This window comes from Massilia pinisoli (assembly GCF_024753285.1).
GTDB lineage: Bacteria > Pseudomonadota > Gammaproteobacteria > Burkholderiales > Burkholderiaceae_D > Telluria > Telluria pinisoli.
Window position 1 is genome coordinate 118,504 of sequence record NZ_JANUGW010000010.1, and the last position, 17,597, is coordinate 136,100.

At 62.4% G+C, this 17,597-nt stretch carries 15 protein-coding genes; 4 read left to right on the plus strand and 11 right to left on the minus strand.

All coding sequences use genetic code 11. The features are described 5' to 3' along the window. Positions 1-31 precede the first annotated feature (31 nt). Complete coding sequence (putA, locus tag NX784_RS15440; protein WP_258817572.1) at positions 32-3,667, minus strand: trifunctional transcriptional regulator/proline dehydrogenase/L-glutamate gamma-semialdehyde dehydrogenase; 3,636 nt, start codon at positions 3,665-3,667, stop codon at positions 32-34. 207 nt (positions 3,668-3,874) lie between these two features. Between putA and NX784_RS15445 the strand changes: the two genes are divergently transcribed. Then, on the plus strand, positions 3,875-4,330 hold the full coding sequence (locus NX784_RS15445) for an Lrp/AsnC ligand binding domain-containing protein (protein ID WP_036171419.1): 456 nt from the start codon (positions 3,875-3,877) through the stop codon (positions 4,328-4,330). Between the two features lie 31 nt (positions 4,331-4,361). Here NX784_RS15445 and NX784_RS15450 read toward each other — a convergent pair whose 3' ends face one another. Then, the gene (locus NX784_RS15450) at positions 4,362-5,342 is read right to left on the minus strand and encodes a LysR family transcriptional regulator (protein WP_258817573.1); all 981 of its coding nucleotides are present in this window, start codon (positions 5,340-5,342) and stop codon (positions 4,362-4,364) included. Positions 5,343-5,504: 162 nt separating this feature from the next. Between NX784_RS15450 and NX784_RS15455 the strand changes: the two genes are divergently transcribed. Further along, on the plus strand, positions 5,505-5,741 hold the full coding sequence (locus NX784_RS15455) for a hypothetical protein (RefSeq protein WP_258817574.1): 237 nt from the start codon (positions 5,505-5,507) through the stop codon (positions 5,739-5,741). Positions 5,742-6,336: 595 nt separating this feature from the next. Here NX784_RS15455 and NX784_RS15460 read toward each other — a convergent pair. The 7 genes from NX784_RS15460 to NX784_RS15490 form a co-directional block, all read right to left on the minus strand. Then, positions 6,337-6,936 (minus strand): chalcone isomerase family protein, encoded by a 600-nt coding sequence (locus NX784_RS15460; RefSeq protein ID WP_258817575.1) that lies wholly within the window; start codon positions 6,934-6,936, stop codon positions 6,337-6,339. 51 nt (positions 6,937-6,987) lie between these two features. Continuing rightward, positions 6,988-8,583 carry a methyl-accepting chemotaxis protein gene (locus NX784_RS15465; protein WP_307735998.1) on the minus strand — a complete coding sequence of 532 codons (1,596 nt, stop codon included), beginning with the start codon at positions 8,581-8,583 and terminating at the stop codon, positions 6,988-6,990. A gap of 240 nt (positions 8,584-8,823) precedes the next feature. Continuing rightward, positions 8,824-9,393: a DUF1003 domain-containing protein gene (locus NX784_RS15470; RefSeq protein ID WP_258817576.1), complete on the minus strand. Its 570-nt coding sequence runs from the start codon at positions 9,391-9,393 to the stop codon at positions 8,824-8,826. 108 nt (positions 9,394-9,501) lie between these two features. After that, positions 9,502-9,771 (minus strand): YfhL family 4Fe-4S dicluster ferredoxin, encoded by a 270-nt coding sequence (locus tag NX784_RS15475; RefSeq protein ID WP_258817577.1) that lies wholly within the window; start codon positions 9,769-9,771, stop codon positions 9,502-9,504. Positions 9,772-9,785: 14 nt separating this feature from the next. Continuing rightward, on the minus strand, positions 9,786-10,286 hold the full coding sequence (gene coaD / locus NX784_RS15480; RefSeq protein ID WP_036237176.1) for a pantetheine-phosphate adenylyltransferase: 501 nt from the start codon (positions 10,284-10,286) through the stop codon (positions 9,786-9,788). Between the two features lie 121 nt (positions 10,287-10,407). After that, complete coding sequence (rsmD, locus tag NX784_RS15485; RefSeq protein WP_258817578.1) at positions 10,408-11,046, minus strand: 16S rRNA (guanine(966)-N(2))-methyltransferase RsmD; 639 nt, start codon at positions 11,044-11,046, stop codon at positions 10,408-10,410. A 61-nt stretch (positions 11,047-11,107) separates the two neighbouring features. Then, positions 11,108-12,004, minus strand: a complete 897-nt coding sequence (locus NX784_RS15490; protein WP_258817579.1) for a DUF6279 family lipoprotein — start codon at positions 12,002-12,004, stop codon at positions 11,108-11,110. Positions 12,005-12,034: 30 nt separating this feature from the next. On the opposite strand from NX784_RS15490, the gene glmU reads away from it, so the two are divergent. After that, complete coding sequence (glmU, locus tag NX784_RS15495) at positions 12,035-13,411, plus strand: bifunctional UDP-N-acetylglucosamine diphosphorylase/glucosamine-1-phosphate N-acetyltransferase GlmU (RefSeq protein WP_258817580.1); 1,377 nt, start codon at positions 12,035-12,037, stop codon at positions 13,409-13,411. 252 nt (positions 13,412-13,663) lie between these two features. Here the strand turns inward: glmU and NX784_RS15500 are convergent, their stop codons facing one another. Then, positions 13,664-14,137, minus strand: coding sequence for an Lrp/AsnC family transcriptional regulator (locus NX784_RS15500; protein WP_258817581.1), 474 nt, complete (start codon positions 14,135-14,137; stop codon positions 13,664-13,666). 147 nt (positions 14,138-14,284) lie between these two features. Here NX784_RS15500 and glmS point away from each other — a divergent pair, with 147 nt between their 5' ends. Continuing rightward, on the plus strand, positions 14,285-16,114 hold the full coding sequence (gene glmS / locus NX784_RS15505) for a glutamine--fructose-6-phosphate transaminase (isomerizing) (protein WP_258817582.1): 1,830 nt from the start codon (positions 14,285-14,287) through the stop codon (positions 16,112-16,114). Between the two features lie 178 nt (positions 16,115-16,292). On the opposite strand, the gene NX784_RS15510 is transcribed toward glmS, so the two are convergent. After that, on the minus strand, positions 16,293-17,543 hold the full coding sequence (locus NX784_RS15510) for an IS256 family transposase (protein WP_258817651.1): 1,251 nt from the start codon (positions 17,541-17,543) through the stop codon (positions 16,293-16,295). Positions 17,544-17,597 lie beyond the last annotated feature (54 nt).

The window sequence follows — 17,597 nt, forward strand, 5'->3', positions numbered from 1 at the left end:
TCCGCGGCGTGTGCAGCCATCTGGACGCGGATTACAAACCGAGCGTCATCAGGCTTGCGTTACCTCCTGCCGCGGTCGTGTTGACGCACAACGCGCGTTCCGCCACCAGGCGCCACAGGGCGATCGACACGTCCGCAAGCGTGTCGACGATGCCGACGATCGCACCCTCACGGGCGGCCAGCGTCGTCCGCACATTGCCAACCAGGCCCTGCTCGACGAGGGCGATGGCGATGTCGCTGTCGCTGCCGTCCAGGTCGCGCGCGTCGATGAAACGTACGCGTTCCATCACGGCCGCCGGCAGTGACGGCGGCGTATCCATCAGCACGAGGGCGCGATTCCCCGTCGCCAGCACGGCCGCCAACTGGTTCAGCAGGCTCGCCGTGCCGTTCGGTGCGCACAGGACGGTGCCGCGCGGGACGAAGTCGAGCTGGTTGCGTTCGCCTGTCGGGCCGGGCAGGTCGATGCGCGCGCCGTCCAGGGTCGTCGCCATGTAGTGTTCCGCCAGCGTGGCGAACTCGCCGTTGTTGCTCGCCCAGCCCAGCAGCGCATCGAGCGCGCCGTTGCTGCGGCGCTCGTGCATGAGCAGCGGTGCCGCATCCTTTTGCAGGCGCTTCAGGTACAGCGGCCCGCCGGCCTTGGGACCGGTACCGGACTTGCCTTCGCCGCCGAACGGCTGCACGCCGACGACGGCACCGACGATGTTGCGGTTCACGTAGATGTTGCCGACGTGGGCGCGGCTCGCGATGAAGTCGATCGTCTCGTCGATGCGCGAATGCACGCCCAGCGTGAGGCCGTAGCCCGTCGCGTTGATCGTGTCGACGACGTGGGCCAGGTCGGAACGGCGCCAGCGCACGACGTGCAGCACGGGACCGAAGACTTCGCGTTTCAGCTCGCTCATCGAACCGATCTCGAGCACGGTCGGCGGCACGAACGTTCCTTGCGCCTGCAGTGCTTCCGGCAGCGCGAGCGAGAAATGGTGCCTCGCCGTCACCTTCATGCGCTCGATGTGGCCGAGCAGGTTTTTCTGGGCTTCCTTGTCGATGACGGGACCGATGTCGGTCGCCAGGCGGTCCGGCACGCCCACGCGCAGTTCGCGCATCGCGCCCTTCAGCATCTTGATCGTCTTGTCCGCGATGTCTTCCTGCAGAAACAGCACGCGCAGCGCGGAGCAGCGCTGGCCGGCGCTGTCGAACGCGGACGTCAGCACGTCCTGCACGACCTGCTCCGGCAGCGCGGACGAATCGACGATCAGTGCGTTCTGTCCGCCCGTCTCGGCGATCAGCGGAATGTCGGCGCCCTCCTGCTGGGCCCGTGCAGCCAGCGTGCGGTTGATCAGCTGGGCGACTTCCGTCGACCCCGTAAAAATCACGGCTTTTACGCGCACGTCGCGCGTGAGGGCGGCGCCCACCGTCTCGCCACGGCCCGGTAGCAGCTGCAGCGCGCCCATCGGCACGCCCGCCTCGTGGAACAGCTGCACGGCGCGGTGGGCAATCAGCGGCGTCTGCTCGGCCGGTTTCGCCAGCACGACATTGCCCGCGGCCAGCGCTGCGGCAACCTGGCCCGTGAAGATGGCCAATGGGAAGTTCCAGGGGCTGATGCACGTGACCGGTCCCAGCGCGCGGGCTTCCGGTGCCGTGCGGATTTCGGCCGCGTAATAGCGCAGGAAGTCGACGGCTTCGCGCACTTCCGCGATGGCGTTCGGCAGCGATTTACCCGCTTCGCGCACGGCCAGGGCCATCAATTCGCCGCGGTGCTGCTCGAACAGATCGCCGACGCGGGCGATGATGTCGGCGCGGGCCGCGTTGCCGACGCCTTCCCAGGCCGGTGCCGCGTGGACGGCCGCGTGCAGCGCCGTGTCGACGTCGCCCGTCGTCGCTTCCGTCACCTGGCCGACGATGTCCGCCGACTGGGCCGGATTGACGACGTTCAGCGTGCCCGTCGCTTCCAGCGGGCCGTCGATGAGCGGCGCGGCCAGGTAGCGGCGTGGCGTGGCGAGGTCGGCAGCCAGTTCGGCCAGCACGTGTTCGTTCGTCAGGTCGAGGCCGGCGGAATTCCTGCGGCCGTCAGGGAACAGGGTCAAAGGCAGCGGAATGTGCGGATGCGGCAGGCACCGCGCCGCGCGTGCCGCGTCGAACGGATCGGTCAGCAGGGTGTCGATGGGCACGGTCTCGTCGACGATCTGGTTCACGAACGACGAGTTGGCGCCGTTTTCCAGCAGGCGGCGCACGAGGTAGGCCAGCAGCGTTTCGTGCGAGCCGACCGGGGCGTAGATGCGGCAGGGTTTGTCGAGGTTGTCCTTGCCGACGACCTGGTCGTACAACGTTTCGCCCATGCCGTGCAGGCACTGGAATTCGTAGTTCGACACGCCGTCCGCTTTTGCCCACGTGTAGATCACCGACAGCGAATGCGCGTTGTGCGTGGCGAACTGCGGATAGACGACGTCGGTGGCGGCCAGCAGCTTGCGCGCGCACGTGAGGTACGACACATCGGTGTACACCTTGCGCGTGTAGACCGGATAGCCCGGCAGGCCGTCGACCTGGGCGCGCTTGATTTCCGCGTCCCAGTACGCGCCTTTGACCAGGCGCACCATGAACTTGCGGCCGCTGCGGCGGGCCAGGTCGACGACGAAGTCGATCACGAATGGGCAGCGCTTCTGGTACGCCTGCACGACTAAACCGATGCCTTCGAAGCCGGCCAAAGATGGATCGAACGCGAGCGCCTCCAGCATGTCCAGCGAGATTTCCAGGCGGTCCGCTTCTTCGGCGTCGATGTTGATGCCGATGTCGTACTCCTTGGCGAGCAGGATGAGGTTGCGCACGCGCGGCAGCAGTTCGCCCATCACGCGGGCGTATTGCGCGCGGCTGTAGCGCGGATGCAGCGCGGACAGCTTGATCGAGATGCCCGGGCCGTCCTTGATGCCGCGGCCGTTCGACGCCTTGCCGATCGCGTGGATGGCCGCTTCGTACGACGCGTAGTAATTGTCGGCGTCGGATTCCGTGAGCGCCGCTTCGCCCAGCATGTCGTAGGAATAGCGATAGCCGCGCGCCTCGTTGTCGCGGCTGTTCTTCAGCGCCTCGGCGATGGTCTGCCCCGTGACGAACTGGTTGCCCAGCATGCGCATCGCGAGGTCGACGCCCTTGCGGATCAGCGGCTCGCCGCCTTTCGCGATCAGGCGCGTGAGCGCGGCGCCGAGGCCCGTCTCGCTGCTGGACGACACGAGCTTGCCCGTGACGAGCAGGCCCCACGTGGCCGCGTTCACGAACAGCGACGGCGATTCGCCCAGGTGCTTTTTCCAGTCGCCCTTGCTGATCTTGTCGGCGATCAGGCGGTCGGCCGTTTCCGAGTCCGGGATGCGCAGCAGTGCTTCCGCCAGGCACATCAGTGCGACGCCTTCCTCGGACGACAGCGAGAATTCGTGCATCAGTGCATCGACGCCGGATGAGCGAGTGCGTTTGTCGCGCACGGCCGACACGAGGCGGTGCGCCAGCATGTAGGCGTCACCGTCGGCGCTGGCGCCCTGGGCCAGCAGCCATTCGACCGCGGCCGTCTCGTCACGGCGGTAGGCGGCGGTGATGGCGGCGCGCAGCGGCGCCTGGTCGCGGCGGGTTTCGGCCTGCAAGGCGTCGAAGGGGACGTAGGCGGAAGCCGGGAAGGCGGCAATGTTCATGAAGGTTCTGCGAAAAATGGATGAGGGCGCCGCCAGCAAAACGCGCCGCACCGTAGCCACGGCCGGCGCGCTGGAATACTGCGGATCATTGATTCGATTGTAGAAGGAAATCTTCTGGATTAATTCTGTTTTTACAGAAGACTAGCAATAGATAGTTTTTGGTGAGAGAATTTCACCAAATAATATTTATAGTGGAGAGAGAACAAGATGCTGGACAAGATCAGCAAGAAAATCCTGGCCGAACTGCAAAGCGACGGGCGTATCAGCAACGTCGAGCTGGCCGCACGCGTCAATCTGTCGCCCGCCGCCTGCCTCGAGCGGGTGCGCAAGCTGCATGAGTCCGGCTACATCATGGGCTACACGGCCCAGTTGAATCCGCAGCTGCTGGACGTGTCGCTGCTCGTCTTCATCGAAGTGGTGCTGGACCGCACGACGCCGGAAGTCTTCGACGCCTTCAAGCAGAGCGTCCAGCTGATTCCCGAAGTGCTCGAATGCCATATGGTGGCCGGCGGATTCGACTACCTCGTCAAGGCGCGCGTGAAGGATATGGCAGCTTACCGCGAATTCCTCGGCAAGACTTTACTGCAGAAAGGCGTGCGCGAGACGCACACCTATGCCGTGATGGAAGAGGTCAAGAACACGACCAAGCTTCCGATCAAATAAAACAACGCCCCGGCAGGCGGGGCGCATGTTTTCAAGCGATTTTTTCCATCTTTTCCGACGCTTCCGACTTTTGCGGCAGCATCTTCTGTGCCGAGGCGGACAGGCTTTCCAGGTTCTTGCGCAGCCAGCGGTGGGCCGGGCTGCGGCCGTCGCGTTCGTGCCACAGCATGTCCAGGTGGACGGCCGGCAGCTGGAACGGCAGCTCGCGCCAGATCAGCTGCTCGGCGGCACCCGTCGAGGCGATCAAGTGCTTCGGCAGCACGGTGACGAGGTCGGAGTTCGCGACGACGCGGCCGGCCGTGAAGAACTGGTTCACGGTCAGCAGGATGCGGCGTTCGCGGCCGAGCTGTGCCAGCGCCTCGTCGACGAGGCCGTGGGCGCGGCCGGAGAAGCTCACGAGCAGGTGATTCGCCTTGCAATATTGGTCGAGGTCGAGCGTGCCCTGCGCCAGCGGGTGATTCTTGCGCATCACGACCACGTATTCGCCCGAATACAGGCGCTCGTGGCGGATCGGCGAACCCGTCTCGTACGACAGCTGGGCCGCGACGCCGGGGAAGAAGCCCACGGCAAGGTCGATGTCGCCGCGCAACAGCATCGGGCGCGGTTCGCGCGTCGTCAGCGGCACCATGCGGATGTTGACGCCGGGCGCCTCTTTTTCGATCGATCGCACCAGCGAAGGCAACCACAGGGCGGCGGTGGCGTCGGCCATCGCCATGCGAAACGTCGCCTGGGCCTTGGAGACGTCGAACGTCTCCGGCATCACGGCAGCTTCCAGCGCGGCCAGCGCCTGGCGCACGGCGGGCCACAGCGCTTCCGCGCGCGGCGTGGGCTTGACGCCGTAGGCGGTGCGGATCAGCAACTCGTCGCCTAGGCTTTCGCGCAAGCGTTTGATGGCGTTCGAGACGGCGGGCTGGGTCATCGCGAGATGGCCAGCGGCACGGGTCAGGTTTTGCTCGGTCATGACGGCGTCGAAGACGCGGAGCAGGTTCAGATCAAGCGTGAGGAAGCTCATGGGACTCCGTTCAGGACTGGCAATGGTTTATCGGTACGGTAAGTGTACCCGATTTCCATTCACAATCAATATAAGAGCTATCAGTAAGCGTAATTAGATTTATATGTTGCGTTGCACTATAGTTACATCGAACGAATAGATCAGATAGCCACCCCTCCCGCCATGTCCTTCTCCGCCACCCTGTTCCAGACCCCGGTCATGGCGCTGCCTTTCGCCCACCTGCTCGTCTTGATGGTCCAGCTGACCCTGCTGGGTGGCCTCGTGATGTTCTTCCGTCCGCTGCTGATCGGCATCGCCCGTGCGCTGATGCTGGTCGTGCGCCCCCGTCCGACGAAGGACGAGTTGGCTGCACGCCGTCAGCGTGCCGCAGCCGATGCCGGCGTCGTTGCATCGCACTGATCCTTACGATTAGTTTACACAGCTTCCTCCGCGAAAGCGGCGTCCCGATGACCGGGCGCCGCTTTTTTTTCGTCCAGATTTCCCGTCTCTCCCCCTGAAACGTAAGCCAGTCTCACCCGTCGCGGGTAACTCGAGGTCGCTCAGGTTGTCAGGCGGTTTTTCGGGGATTTCATTTAACAATGAGTCGATATCGAATATTGGTATCAAAAAATCGATGATCGTGTAAATGATGAGTTAACGTCATATTCAAAGATGATGGAGCTAGGTTAGCGAAATATCGCCAGCTTCATGACGACCTCATCAATCGCGTTGTGCGATCTAATGGGGGTGCGCGAAATCGTCATGATGACGGAATATTGATGAGATTTGCTTGAAAATGAATAAAGAATGGAAGAAGTTCATGTTTGGTTACAATGGACTGATAAGTTATCGTAACTATCGATTGTGTCGAACGGATGAAGCGCCAGAGGCGTCCGCGTGCCGGCTGGCCTCCACCTCCATCCGAAAAATCGGCAGGCACGCAGTCAAAAACGCGGGGCGAAAAAAAACGCGGCCGCCGGTCGCCCGGGGCCGCGTTTTTTGGAAGACATGGCGCTTACTTGGCTTCGCCCAGCAGTGCCGGCTTCAGCGAGCGGTCGACCGGCTTGTCGCCCAGCCAGATGCGCAGGATGGCGTTATAAAAATTGATGTCGGGGATCGGGCCGCCCAGCTTCTGGCCATTCAGTTCGGCCTGGGTGCCGGTGCCCGGGATCCAGTCCAGGTGCAGCACGTCGCCCTTCTTGAGGCCGTCGACGGAGGCGAACAATTCACCCATCTTGCTGATCTGGGCCACGATGCGCTGTTTCTCGGCCTTGTCGATGTTCTCGTTCAGGCCATCCATGAAGGCCTTGCCGAAATCTTCCGACGAGATGTCGCGCGCCATCTGCAAGGTCACGCGGCGCGGGCCCTCTTCCTTCAGGATCTCGGCCGTGTTGTTCTTCTTTTCCGGCAGGTACAGGCCGGCCGCATAGACCTTGACGATGAACTTCGTGCGCATGCCGGCACCGTTCAGTTTGAGGTCCTTGCCGGCGACCTTGGTCGTGTCGTCGAACTTGTAGCCGCTGATGTCGACGGCCGCGACGGCGGGCAGGCTGGCGGCGAGCGTGAGGATGGCGCCGGCGAGCAGGGCTTTGATGGCGGATTTACGTGTAGTCATGTCTGTCTCCTTTGTGGGAAGGCTATCGTTGTGAAAATCGTTGGCTGCGGTTCAGGCCGCGGCCAGCGCCTGGTGCGAACGTGCCGGCCGGGGCGTCGCTTGCGCCTCCGCGCCCGCGTTTTGCAACTTGAACACGCTGACGGCGCGCGACAGCCGCTGCGCTTGTTCTTGCATCGAAGCGGCGGCCACGGCAGCCTGTTCGACGAGGGCCGCGTTCTGCTGCGTCGTTTCGTCCATCTCGACGATGGTCTGGCTGACCTGGGCGATGCCGGCACTCTGTTCGAGGCTGGCAGCCGTAATTTCGCCCATGATGTCGGTAACGCGGCGTACGCTTTCGACGACCTCTTCCATCGTCACGCCGGCCTGCTCGACGAGCGTGCTGCCCTCTTGCACCTTATCCACGGAATCGCCGATCAAGAGCTTGATCTCCTTGGCAGCCGCGGCCGAGCGCTGCGCCAGGCTGCGCACTTCGGATGCGACGACGGCGAAGCCGCGACCCTGCTCGCCCGCGCGCGCGGCCTCGACCGCGGCATTCAGCGCGAGGATGTTCGTCTGGAAGGCGATGCCGTCGATCACGCCGATGATGTCCACGATTTTCTTGGATGACGCGGTGATGGAACCCATCGTGTCGATCACGTGCGCGACGACGGAACCGCCCCGCGCCGCCACCTCGGACGCCTGGGCCGCGAGCTTGTTGGCCTGGCGGGCGTTGTCCGCGTTCTGCTGCACGGTGCCCGTCAGCGCGCGCATCGAGCTCGACGTCTGCGCCAGCGAAGCGGCCTGCGATTCCGTGCGCGTCGACAGGTCCTGGTTGCCGCTGGCAATTTCGCCAGACGCACAGGACATCGATTCGGTACTCGTGCGCACCTCGCCAACGATGCGGATCAGGCTGTCGTTCATGTGGCGCAGCGCGTCCATCATTTGCCCTGCCTCGTCGCGGCTGTCGACGGCGATATTGCTCGTGAGGTCGCCGTCGGCCACGCGCCGTGCGATCTCCACCACCTGCCCCAGCGGACGCGTAATGCTGCGCGTCGCGAGCCACGCGACGCCCAGCGACAGCCCGGCCGCGACCGTCGTCAGCGCCAGGATCAGCATCTGCGTGCGCTGCGTGACGGCGGCCGTGTTGGCGCCGGCCTGGTGCATCGCGGCGTTCTGCCAGGCGCTGAATTTGTCCAGCTGCTCGAAGTAGCGCGTCTGCTGCGGACGCAGCGAGAACATGAATTTCATCATCGCCTCGTCCTTCTTGTCCTCGTTGACGAGCTTGATGAATGTCGTCTGTGCCGGAAGGAACTTGTTCTGGATGGCGGCCAGCGCCTTCAGGATCTCCGTGGCTTCGGCATCGTCCGCGCTCTTCGCCAATGCCGCGACCTCGGCGGTGGCGCTGGCGCTGCGCGCTTCCGTGTTCGCCAGCTCCTTCTTGATCTGGTCGGGGTCGGTCATGATGAGGACGTTCAGCATGCTTCGCGTCGCCTCGCTCACGTCTTCCTTGATGTGGTTCGCCGTCACCGTATTGGCGTAGCGCACCTTGACGAGCGTATCCATCTCCTTGGTCAGGCTGGCAATCCTGACATACGACAATCCGGCCAACAGCAGCAGCAGGGCAATCACAACCCCGAATCCGATCGCAAGGCGCTGGCCGATACTCATGTTTCTAATCATTATTTTGAGTCTCCCCGTCCGAAAAAAGAATGGGCGTGCTAATTTTGCAAGATAAATATAGCACTGATTAATTTCATGAAATGAAAGACCCGAAATTATTTTAATGCTGCGAACGCACAATCCAGGTCGCGCACCAGAGCGCGGCCGAGCAAGAACAAGGGTTTGTTGTGCACCAAAGCAGGGCATCAAAGTGTTGTGTTTTGGAACAACTTTGATGCATGACGTGCATCATCCGCGGGACTTGCGGATCCCTGCCTCGCCGTATGGTTCGTCCTGCGTGCGTTCGATCGCCGTCAACACGGCTTTCGGATCGGCCGGCTTGGCCAGTTCCGCGGCCTCGTCATCGTCCTTGTCGCGCACGCCCGGCATGTCGCGCCGCAACTCTTCCAGCAACTGGATGATCTTGCTGGTCTTTTCTTCGGTCAGCAGATTGACTTGCAAGTCGAGGTGCGCGTGGTGGTCGGCCAGCCGGGACATGCGGTTCTGGCGGATCAGCACGGTGGTCGAGATGATGAAGGCGTTCAGGCCGACGATGCCCTGCAGCCAGAAGAACGGCGGCTCGTCGACCTGTCGCCAGCCGAAGTCGTCCGCCAGAAGATTGGCCGTGATCCACCCCACGACGAACAACGCGTTCGCCGCGACATAGCCGGGACTGCCGAGGAATAGCGCCACCTTTTCGACGACGCGCTGGGTCGCCGACACCTGGTCCTCGTGCCGGGCGTAGAACTCGGCGACCGTGTCGATGTTGTCGCTCACCGACGAGGGCAAACCGGCACGGGAGTCGGGATCGTCGCTCATGAAGCGAGCATAGCATGCACGTCCGACGGGCCGCGGACGATACCGGCGCGCCGCATGATCGACGCAACGGCGCCAAAAGAAAAGCCGGCGCGGGGCCGGCTCGTGCGTTCAGGCCGCCTTGGCCTTGGCCTTGTCCGCGGTCAGGCGTTCATATTTCGCCTGGAGTTCTTCGCGCGTTTCGCGCCATTCCGGATTGAATGGAATGCACGCGACGGGGCACACCTGCTGGCATTGCGGCTCATCGAAATGGCCGACGCATTCCGTGCATTTGTGCGGATCGATCTGGTAGAACTCCGCGCCCATCGAGATCGCGTCGTTCGGGCACTCGGGCTCGCACACGTCGCAATTGATGCAGTCGTCGGTAATCAGTAATGCCATGACAGAATAAAACCTTACGCTTTCGGCGCGGCCGCCATGTCGGCGATTTTCTTTTGCAGCCAGCGGTCGACCGAGGGGAACACGAATTTCGATACGTCGCCACCCAGCATCGCGATCTCGCGCACGATGGTGCCGGAGATGAACTGGTACTGGTCGGACGGCGTCAGGAACAGGGTTTCGACGTCGGGCAGCAGGTAGCGGTTCATGCCCGCCATCTGGAACTCGTATTCGAAGTCGGACACAGCGCGCAGGCCGCGCACGATCACCCGTGCGTCGTGCTGGCGGACGAAATCCTTCAACAGGCCGGAAAAGCTTTCGACCTTCACGTTCGGATAATGGCCCAGCACTTCGTTGGCGATTTCCAGGCGCTCGGCGAGCGAGAAGAACGGCCGCTTGTTCTTGCTGTCGGCGACCCCGACCACCAGCGTGTCGAACAGACCCGATGCGCGACGCACCAAATCCTCGTGGCCGCGCGTGAGCGGATCGAAAGTTCCTGGATAAACGGCTACAACCATTGCGGCTCCCTGGAGAATGCACCTGAATAGACGCGCATTATGCCTGAAATTTCGGCAGCCGCCCCGGTGCAGGGTGGCTTTTGCCTATTGTTTAAGCAGTTTTACCGAGAAAAGCGGTGTTTTAACGCAACTTTAGCAGGTGGTAATGCACCATACCGGCCTTGTCCGCACGCACCAGCTGCCACGGCTGCAGCCATTCGGGGACGTCTCCGGCCTCTTCCGTCTCCGGGAACGGCAAGCGCTCGCCTGATTCGGCATACACGAGGCCGCCATCGTTCAGCAGTTGCGTGCACAGCGGCAGCGACTGGCTCAGGAAATCCTGCTGGTACGGCGGGTCGAGGAAGATCACGTCGAAGCGCTGGCCGCGCTGGATCAGGTCGCGCGCGACGGCCAGCGCGTCCGCGCGGATCACGCGCACGTTGTCCGCTTTCAGCTTGTCCTTGATCAGTTCGAGTTGGCGCACGACGGGGCCGACGGTGTCGATCATCGTGACCGACCGCGCGCCACGGCTGGCCGCCTCGAAACCGAGGGCGCCGCTGCCGGCGAACAGGTCGAGGCAGTCGGCACGGTCCCAGTCGCCCGTCATCTGGTGGTTGATCCAGTTGAAGACGGTTTCGCGCACGCGGTCGGGCGTCGGGCGCAGCCCGAACGCATCGAGGACGGGCAGCGGGGTGCGTTTCCAGGTGCCGCCGATGATGCGGACTTGTTGTGGCGGGCCTTGGCGGCGGGCGTACGTGGGGGCGGACTTCTTCTTTTGCATGGGCGGGACTATAGCATGCGGCGAAACGGGCTTTTACGCGCCGTCGCCGCACCATCCACCATTATTTCCCGACTGCGAGCGCATTGAAATCGTTGATCCAGCCCTGCATGCGTTTTTGTGCATGGGCTTTCTGTTCCGGCGTCGTGAGGCGGATCACGGTCAGGATGAATTTCGACGTGCTGTCGATATAGGCGTCGAAGAATGCCTTGCGGTCCGGCGCGTCCATGCGGTCGAAGAAATCGCGCAGCAGATCGTGGATTGCCGCCATCGTCTGTTCCTTGTTCAGCCTGTCCTTGTGGACGTGCTGCAGCAGCGCGACGATTTTCTTCTGACGCAGCATGCGTTCCTGCAGCCAGACGTCGTTGTCGAGCGGCCGCGCGTCGGATGCCTTGCGCACCGCCGCTTCCTGGTCGCGGCTGAAGTTACCGAACCACAGGTCGAACTGCTCCATCGACTTTTTATAGCGCGCCTTCTGCTGGTCCTCGACGCTGCCGCTCATGAATTTCTTGCGGAAGTCGTCATTGTTCTTGGCGAACTTCTTTTCCATTTGCGCGATCTGTTCCGGCTTGATCGACATGGCGAGATCGGCCAGCTGCGGCAGCGCCTTGAACGCGAGCAGCTCCGTGCGCGCCTTGATGTCGCGGTAGTCGGACAGCAGCTCGTCCTGGGTGACGTTGCCGTCGCCGAGCTGGCGCTGCATCTTGCTCATCAGGCCGGCGTAATCGCGCAGCTGCGTCGTGCGGTGCCACTGCAGCAGGCTGTCGATGTCTTTCTTGACCCAGTCGGACTGGTCGCTGTCGAGATCGAGATAAGCGTTCAACCACCAGTACAGCAGCGTGTCACCGTGGTTGTAGGTGAAGCGGATCGCGCTGCAGGCGCTCAGCAGCGCAACGAAGGCGACCAGGAATAACAGACGTATCCGCAGGAACGCGGTAGGGGGCGTGTTAAACTTTTTCATCTTTTTTAACTCATTTTTTGAAAACGGCTTATGAACGTAGTCATCCTCGCCGCCGGCATGGGAAAGCGCATGCAATCCGCACTGCCAAAAGTCTTGCATCCGCTCGCCGGCAAGCCGCTGTTGCAGCATGTGATCGACACGGCGCGCGGCCTGAACCCGAGCAAATTATGCGTGATTTATGGACACGGCGGCGCAGCGGTGCCGAGTGCGGTTCAAGCCTGGTCCTTTGACGGCGGCGTCGCGATCGATACCGCCCTGCAAGAACCGCAGCTGGGTACCGGCCACGCCGTCATGCAAGCCCTGCCGCAAATCGACGAGAACGCGCCGACGCTCGTGCTGTACGGCGACGTGCCGCTGACGACGGCCGCATCGCTGCGCCGCCTGGTCGAGGCCGCCGGTAACGACAAGCTCGCCATCTTGACCGTCGAACAAGCCAATCCGTTCGGGCTGGGCCGCATCGTACGCGAGAATGGCGAGATCGTGCGGATCGTGGAGGAAAAAGATGCGAACGAAGCCGAACGCGCCATCCGCGAAATCAACAGTGGCATCATGGTCATCCCGACCCGCTTCCTGACCGGCTGGCTGGGCGCGCTGAAGAACAATAACGCACAGGGCGAGTACTACCTGACCGACATCGTCGCCCAGGCCGTCGCGGCCGGCGTACCCGTCGTGTCGGCCCAGCCGTCGGCCGAATGGGAAGTGGCGGGCGTGAACAGCAAGGTGCAACTGGCCGAGCTCGAGCGCCGTCACCAGCTGAACATCGCCACCGCCCTGCTCGAGAAGGGCGTGACGTTGATGGATCCGGCGCGCATCGACGTGCGGGGCGAACTCGTCTGCGGACGCGACGTCACCGTCGACGTCGGCTGCGTGTTCGAAGGCCGCGTCGTCATCGGCGACGGCGTGACGATCGGCGCGCACAGCGTCCTCGTGGACGCGACCGTCGGGGCGGGCACGCAGATCAAGCCGTTCTGCCACGTGGAAGGCGCCGTCGTTGGCGACAAGTCGATCATCGGCCCCTACGCGCGCCTGCGCCCGGGTACGACGCTCGGCGAGGACGTCCACGTCGGCAACTTCGTCGAGATCAAGAACAGCAACGTCGCCGCCCACAGCAAGGCAAACCACCTGGCCTATGTGGGCGACGCCGACGTCGGCTCGCGCGTGAACATCGGCGCCGGCACCATCACCTGCAACTACGATGGCGCCAATAAATTCCGCACGACCATCGAGGACGACGCGTTCATCGGCAGCGACAGCCAGCTGGTGGCACCCGTTACGGTCGGCAAGGGCGCGACGCTCGGCGCCGGCACGACGCTGACGAAGGATGCGCCGGCGGGCAAACTGACGATTTCCCGTCCGAAGCAATTGACGATCGAGGGTTGGAAGCGCCCCGTGAAGGTCAAGAAATAAACCTGTCCACCGACTACACACAGGCAGGCCACAGGCTGATCACAGGGTAATCACAGCCTGATCCACTGCCTGTGCACAGGGTGTTCCACCGGCTGTGCACAACGTCTTCCACAGAGTCATCCACAGGTCTGGCGTGTGCTCCCGGCGGGCTTGTTCGTTTCAGAAAGCCGCTGAAATGCGAGGGTGGCGGGAGATGGCGGCGCGTTTGTCCCGATACGGCGGGCACATCCGCACAAAGTTATCCACAGCTCATTACACTGCGATACGGGTTTCGAATTTGCTGCGGAACGTCGAGAAATAGGCTTTCACGTTACGCACATTGCTGTGCGTGGTGAACAGGCGGTGCGCCAGCGCGTGGTAGGCGGGCATGTCGGCGACTTGCACGACGAGCACGAAATCCGGACCGGGCGACACGCGGTAGCACTGCAGCACGGCCGCCTCGTCCGCCACGACCCGCTCGAATTCCTCCATGCGGTCGGCGGCCTGCACGTCCAGCGTGATCTCGACGATGGCCGAAAGACGCGATCCGACCTTGTCCGGTGCGACGATCGCAACTTGCCGCTCGATAACACCGTTTTCCCTGAGCTGTTTGACGCGGCGCAGGCAAGTGGGTGGCGAGACGTGTACCAATTCTGCCAATTCGGCATTAGTCTGCGACGCATCAACCTGCAGGATGTTCAGGATGCGACGATCCACATCGTCGAGTATCGGGTCTTCTGTAGACATCTTGGAAAATTTTTAATGTAGAAGTGAAATAATATTTCTTGGCGAATGGCGTGTGAAATAATCTATCAAAACATGCCGCACTTAGAAAGCATATTTCGTTAGCACTGCTCTAGAGTGCATGCATCAAATCAATACTGGAGGTTTTCCATGTGTGGCATCGTCGGCGCAGTCGCCCAGCGCAACATCACCCCCGTCCTCATCGAAGGTCTGAAGCGCCTTGAATACCGCGGCTACGATTCCTGCGGCGTGGCGCTGCACGTGGACGGTCGCTTGGCGCGTTCGCGCAGCACGTCGCGCGTGGCCGACCTGGAAACGCAGATCCAGGAAACCAACCTGCAAGGCTTTACGGGCATCGCCCACACCCGCTGGGCAACGCACGGCGCGCCGGCCACGAAGAATGCCCACCCGCACTTCTCGCCGAACAGCGACGATGCGCGCATCGCCCTCGTCCACAACGGCATCATCGAAAACCACGATGAGCTGCGCGCCGAGCTGACGGGCCTGGGCTATGTGTTCCAGAGCCAGACCGATACCGAAGTCATCGCGCACCTGATCGACCACATGTACAGCGGCGACCTGTTCGAGACCGTGCAACAGGCCGTGAAACGCCTGCACGGCGCGTACGCGATCGCCGTGTTCTGCCGTGAGGAACCGCACCGCGTCGTGGCCGCGCGCCAGGGCTCGCCGCTGATCGTCGGCCTGGGCAAGGGCGAGAACTTCGTCGCGTCCGACGCGATGGCGCTGGCCGGCACCACCGACCAGATCATCTACCTGGAAGAAGGCGACGTCGTCGACCTGCAACTGGCACGCTACTGGATCGTCGACGTGGAAGGCCGTCCGGCCGAGCGCGAAGTCAAGACGGTGCACGCGCACACGGGCGCGGCCGAGCTGGGCCCGTACCGCCACTACATGCAGAAAGAAATCTTCGAGCAGCCGCGCGTCGTCGGCGACACGCTGGAAGGCGTCACGGGCATCATGCCCGAACTGTTCGGAGACCAGGCGTTCCGCGTGTTCAAGGAAATCGACCGCGTCCTGATCCTGGCCTGCGGCACGAGCTATTACGCGGGCCTGACGGCCAAGTACTGGATCGAGTCCGTCGCGAAGCTGCCGGTGAACGTCGAGATCGCCAGCGAATACCGCTACCGCGACAGCGTCCCGCACCCGAGCACGCTGGTCGTGACGATCTCGCAATCGGGCGAGACGGCCGACACGCTGGCCGCGCTGAAGCACGCGCGCAGCCTGGGCATGACGAATACGCTGACGATCTGCAACGTCTCCACGAGCGCGATGGTGCGCGAGTGCAAGCTGGCATACATCACGCGCGCCGGCGTCGAAGTGGGCGTCGCCTCGACGAAGGCATTCACCACGCAGCTGGCCGCCCTGTTCCTGCTGACCCTGACCCTGGCGCAAGTGAACGGCCGCCTGACCGACGAGCAGGAAGCGAACTACCTGAAGCAGATGCGCCACCTGCCGGTCGCGCTGTCGTCCGTGCTGGCGCTGGAGCCGCAGGTGATCGCTTGGGCGGAAGAATTCGCCCGCAAGGAAAACGCCCTGTTCCTGGGCCGTGGCATCCACTACCCGATCGCCCTGGAAGGCGCGCTGAAGCTGAAGGAAATCTCGTACATCCACGCCGAAGCCTACCCGGCAGGCGAACTGAAGCACGGCCCGCTGGCGCTCGTGACGGAAGAGATGCCGGTGGTGACGATCGCCCCGAACGACGCGCTGCTGGAAAAGCTGAAGTCGAACATGCAGGAAGTTCGTGCCCGTGGCGGTCAGCTGTACGTCTTTGCCGACGTCGACACGCACATCACCTCGGGCGAGGGGCTGCACGTCATTCGTCTGCCGGAACACTATGGACTGCTGTCGCCGATTTTGCACGTGGCGGCGTTGCAGTTGCTGGCGTATCACACGGCGCTGGCGCGGGGGACGGATGTGGATAAGCCGCGGAATTTGGCGAAGTCGGTGACGGTTGAATAAGGGACGCGAGCTATAGGAATTTTGTGTAGCGAGATAAAAGTTCCAAAATAAAAAGTTAGCTACAAACTAAAAAACTGCCAAAAGTGTAGAGCCCGGCGGGAACGCCGGGCTTTGCTTTGGCTGTTACGCCCGTATAGGGACCTGTCAGAAATTCTGTGTGCGGGGCCAGAATTCGTAGTTAGGTAATCGCGTTTGTGAAGCGTTCGCCGAACATGATGGCGAACTGGTTGGCGGCCTGCTTCCAGGTACGCTGCGGCATCTTCCAGTCTTTCTCGATATTGCGCAATGCCAGGAAGAGTAATTTGGTCGCCGCGTCGTCGCTGGGGAAATGGCCGCGGTTCTTGACGATCTTACGCAGGCGCATATGCAGACTCTCAATGGCATTTGTTGTGTAGATGATCGTGCGCACCTCGGGAGGGTACGCAAAGAAAGGGATCACCTGCTGCCATTGGCGTCGCCACATCGCCGCCACGGTCGGGAATTTGGTGCCCCATGGGCCCGTCGCAAATGCGTCGAGCGCCGCTTCAGCCATATCGGCGTTGGCGGCCTGGTAGACGGGTTTCAAGGCCGCAGCCAGTTCCTTGCGATCCTTCCAGGCCGCCAGCGTCGTCGAATTGCGGATCAGGTGCACGATGCACGTCTGGATCTGTGCTTGGGGATAGACTGCTTCGATAGCCTCAGGGAAGCCGCGCAGGCCATCCACGACAGCGATCAGGATATCGTCCAGTCCGCGGTTCTTCAGTTCATTGAAAACCTTCAGCCAGAACTTAGCCCCTTCGGTCTGCTCGATCCACAATCCCAGCACTTCCTTTCGGCCATCAACGCGAATGCCCAGGGCCAGATACACAGCCTTGTTTTTGACGGTGCCTTCGTCCCGGATTTTCAGGCGCAGTGCATCGAAGTAGACGATCGGGTACATCGCTTCGAGTGGCCGCTGCTGCCACTGCGTGACCTCTTCAAGCACCTCGTCGGTGATGGTGGAAATCAGATCCGGCGACACCTGCGTACCGTACAGATCCAGCAGATGTCCCTGAATCTCGCGCACGCTCATCCCGCGCGCGTACATGCTGATGACGTGATCGTCGAAGCCCGGCATGCGCCGTTGATGTTTGGCGACCAGCTTGGGCTCGAAGCTCGACAGGCGATCGCGCGGAATGTCCAGGTTGAGTTCGCCGCCCGGCGTCAGCACTTTTTTCGGACTGCTGCCGTTACGGTGGTTCTTGCTGTCTTCGCCTTCGTTGGCCAAATGATGGCTCAGCTCGGCCGTCAACATGCGCTCGGCCAGCATCTTCTTGAGCTGCCCGGCCAGGCCGGATTCGCCGAGGATCGATTCGGCATCCTTGTTCTCAACCTGGGCCAGCAACTGGTCGATCAGCTCAACCGGGAACGGGTACGCAGCTTTCTGTTTCTTGGGCTTTTTAGTGGTCATCACTTCGGTCATGGAACAGTCCTTTCGGGATTATTTCATGACCCCGTTCCACAC